Here is a 3,336-nt window from a genome sequence, read left to right on the forward strand (position 1 = left end):
CACCTCCTGTACTGGCACCTGCCCGCCGCCGTCACGGGTCTCAAGCGAACGCCGCCCTCCTGGCTTCGGGAGATGGCGGGATGAAGCTCACGCTCATGCAGGGGAATCTCGGCGCCGCTCGTCGAGCCACGGCGACCCTCCTGGTACTCCTGATGGGCTCGATCGCCGTCAATCTCGTCCTCGCACTCTTCGCCGTGCGGGCCTCGGGACACGAGCGCGTCGTCCTGATTCCGCCGAGCGTGCACAAAACCTTCTGGGTCGAGCAGGACCGGGTAAGCGCCGAGTACCTCGAACAGATGGGCTACTTCCTCATGCAGCTCATCCTCAATGTCACCCCACAGAGCGTCGATCACCAGTCGAGGGTGCTGCTGCAGTATGCGGCCCCGTCCTCGTTCGGCGTACTGCGCACCCAACTCGCCACCAGCGCCGAGCGGCTCAAGCGCGACAGTGCTGCCACGATCTTCAGCGCCCAGGACCTGAGCGTCGACGAACGCCATCTCAAAGTTGGCGTACGCGGCCAACTCACCACCTTCGTGAGCGATCGGCGCGTGTCCGAGGTCGTGAAGGCTTATGCCATCGAGTTTCAGTACACGGGCGGTCGCATCACGCTCAAATCGTTCCGGGAAACCCACCCCAATGATCCCCTCGAAACCAAGAGCACTTCTGCTTCTGCTGGCGCTGGCCACTAGCTCGCTCGCGCACGCGCTACAAACCGTCACCGCCCGCGACGGCGAGACCGTCTTCGCCAAGATTTCGCAGAAGGAAGTGACACGGATCACCTTCGAGCGCGGTCGCATCCGCAAGGTGACGGGCAACGCCGGCGACTTCGTCCTGGAGAAGGACGAGGACAGGGGGCAGATCTTCATTCGCCCCGTGACGCCGGACGCCACGAAGCCGATCAACCTCTTCTTAAGCTCCGAGCGCAGCACCGTTGGCCTGCTCCTGCAGCCGGTGGACGCGCCGAGCGACTCCATCGTCATCCGCGAAGCCCGGGATCCGACCAGCGCCGCGGCCCCCGCCGAACGCAGCCATCGACATGTCCGCACGGTCAAGAACCTGCTGCTCGCGATGGCGAACGACGCGATTCCCGACGACATGGAAGTCCGGGAAACGAATCAGGACTTCGCCCTCTGGCCTGGGCTACGCCTGACGCTCGTGCGCACCCATCGGGGCACCGACCTGGTCGGCGAGAAGTACCTCCTCGCCAATTTGACGACCGTGGAAGCCGCACTGTCCGCGCGTGATCTCTACAAGCCCGGTGTCATTGCGGTGTCGCTGGATGCCGAGCAGATCCGTGCGGGCGATGCCGTCTCCGTCTTCGTGATCCGGGAGCGCCGCCCCCATGACTGACGCCCCTCGCACCGCACCCGCAGCAGCAAAGCGCCGCCAGTTCCTGCTGCTCGGCGGCATCGCCGCACTCGTCATCGGTGCGGCCGTACTGTCGGTCTCGTTGACCGACTCCCAGGATCCGGATTCCCGTACCGCGCGGCCGAAGTCCACCCAGATCCTCGGTCCCGGCGCCCAAGTCGATCCCAAGGATGCCTGGCGAGGGCAGGCCGATGCGCAGTTGAAGACCATCGAGCAGAAGTCGCGCGAGATCCATCAGCGCAACACCGAGCTGGAAACCCAGAACAAGGCGATGCTGGAACGCCTCAAGAAGCTGGAGGAAGCCCGCCTGACGCCGCTCCCGCCACCGCCCATCGCCGTACCGGCGGCCCGTCCGAACTTCGGCCCCGATAGGCCGAGCACCGACGCGAACGATGGAACCCTCGCGCAACGCCTGCCGCCGCCCCCGCCCCCTCGGCCAACCTCGTCGACGGTCCCCGCGCCCGGCACCGTGCCGCCGGCGATCCAACCGTCCGGCATCGTGAGCATCGCGCTGGGCGATGGAACACCGGCGAAGACGACCAAGGGCGGCGCGGACACCCAGGGTGCGCCGTCCAGCACACGAGACACCCGCCGCTACCTACCGAGCGGTTCCTTCACCCGAGCGATTCTCCTGGGCGGACTCGATGCACCGACCGGCGGCCAGGCGCAACGCAACCCGCAACCGGTGCTCCTGCGCCTCGTCGACCACGCCGTGCTGCCGAATCACTTTCGCGCCCGCGTGAAGGAGTGTTTTGTCGTCGGTGCAGGGTACGGCGATGTGAGTTCCGAACGCGCCTACATCCGCACCGAGTCCCTCTCCTGCGTCACGCGTGGCGGCACCGCGATCGATGTGCCGATCAAGGGCTACGTGGCCGGCGAAGACGGCAAGGCCGGCATGCGGGGGCGACTCGTCTCCAAGCAAGGACAGATCCTTGCCAATGCGCTTCTGGCCGGCATCGCCGGCGGCATCGGCCACGCCTTCCAGCAGAACTCGACGACGTTCTCCGTCTCCCCGCTGGGTTCGACCAGCACCGTCGACCCGGCCAAACAACTCGAAGCCGGGCTCGGCTCTGGCATGGGCAAGGCGCTGGACCGTCTCGCGCAGTACTACATCACCCTCGCCGAGAAGGTCTTCCCCGTCGTCGAGGTCGATGCCGGCCGCACGGTCGACGTGGTGGTGACACAAGGCGTGTCGCTGCAGGGCGCCCTCGATGACGCGTCCGCCGATCGCGAAGCATTCCCGCAGCTCACCGAGCGCACCCAGAAACTCAGGAGGCATGACGATGATGGCTAAGTTTCGATCCACACTGGCGGCGCTCATGGTGAGTGCCGCGCTCGCGGCACCGTGCGCCGCCCAGAGCATCCCAAGCGCTTCCACGTCGATCATGGAGACGCTGAAGACGCTCTACCCTGCCACGAAGTTCGGCGAGATCAACCCGACCCCCTGGCCGGGCGTGTTCGAAGTGGCCCTGGGCAACCAGATCGCCTATGTGGACGCCTCCGGACAGTATTTCCTGTTCGGTCACCTCTACGATATGAAGGCGCAGCGCGACCTCACGGCCGAGCGCAAGGATCTCCTCACCCGCATCGACTTCGCGGCATTGCCGCTCGCCGATGCCCTCAAGGAAGTGCGCGGGTCCGGCGCACGATCCTTCGCGATCTTCAGCGACCCCGACTGCCCGTACTGCCGCAAGCTCGAAGCGGACCTGAAGGACCTCACCGACGTCACCATCTACACCTTCCTGATGCCCCTGGCATCGCTGCATCCCGATGCACGGGCCAAGGCGATCGCCGTCTGGTGTGCAGAGGACCGCATCACCGCCTGGCGCTCCCTGATGAGCCGCGATCAGGCGCCGAAGGCGCAAGACTGTCCCCATCCCATCGATCGCAATGTCGCGCTGGCGGAGCGTCTCGGAATTTCCGGCACGCCCACGCTCGTCGCGGCGGACGGTCGGGTGCTCGCCGGCG

General features: G+C 66.3%; 5 protein-coding genes. All 5 read left to right on the forward strand.

The features are described 5' to 3' along the window. Window positions 1–18 precede the first annotated feature (18 nt). Complete coding sequence (locus Q0C41_RS31565; RefSeq protein ID WP_367079326.1) at window positions 19–84, forward strand: hypothetical protein; 66 nt, start codon at window positions 19–21, stop codon at window positions 82–84. An 11-nt stretch (window positions 85–95) separates the two neighbouring features. After that, window positions 96–689, forward strand: coding sequence for a type IV conjugative transfer system protein TraE (gene traE, locus Q0C41_RS30795; RefSeq protein ID WP_367079327.1), 594 nt, complete (start codon window positions 96–98; stop codon window positions 687–689). After that, the gene (locus tag Q0C41_RS30800) at window positions 571–1,350 is read left to right on the forward strand and encodes a type-F conjugative transfer system secretin TraK (RefSeq protein ID WP_291990774.1); all 780 of its coding nucleotides are present in this window, start codon (window positions 571–573) and stop codon (window positions 1,348–1,350) included. The genes traE and Q0C41_RS30800 overlap by 119 nt, the downstream gene beginning before the upstream one ends. Beyond that, window positions 1,343–2,662: a TrbI/VirB10 family protein gene (locus Q0C41_RS30805; protein WP_291990776.1), complete on the forward strand. Its 1,320-nt coding sequence runs from the start codon at window positions 1,343–1,345 to the stop codon at window positions 2,660–2,662. The genes Q0C41_RS30800 and Q0C41_RS30805 overlap by 8 nt, the downstream gene beginning before the upstream one ends. Beyond that, on the forward strand, window positions 2,646–3,336 hold a 691-nt coding region (locus Q0C41_RS30810; protein WP_291990777.1), incomplete at its 3' end, for a DsbC family protein. The genes Q0C41_RS30805 and Q0C41_RS30810, both read left to right, overlap by 17 nt.

Source organism: Luteitalea sp., assembly GCF_022842525.1.
GTDB lineage: Bacteria > Acidobacteriota > Vicinamibacteria > Vicinamibacterales > Vicinamibacteraceae > Luteitalea.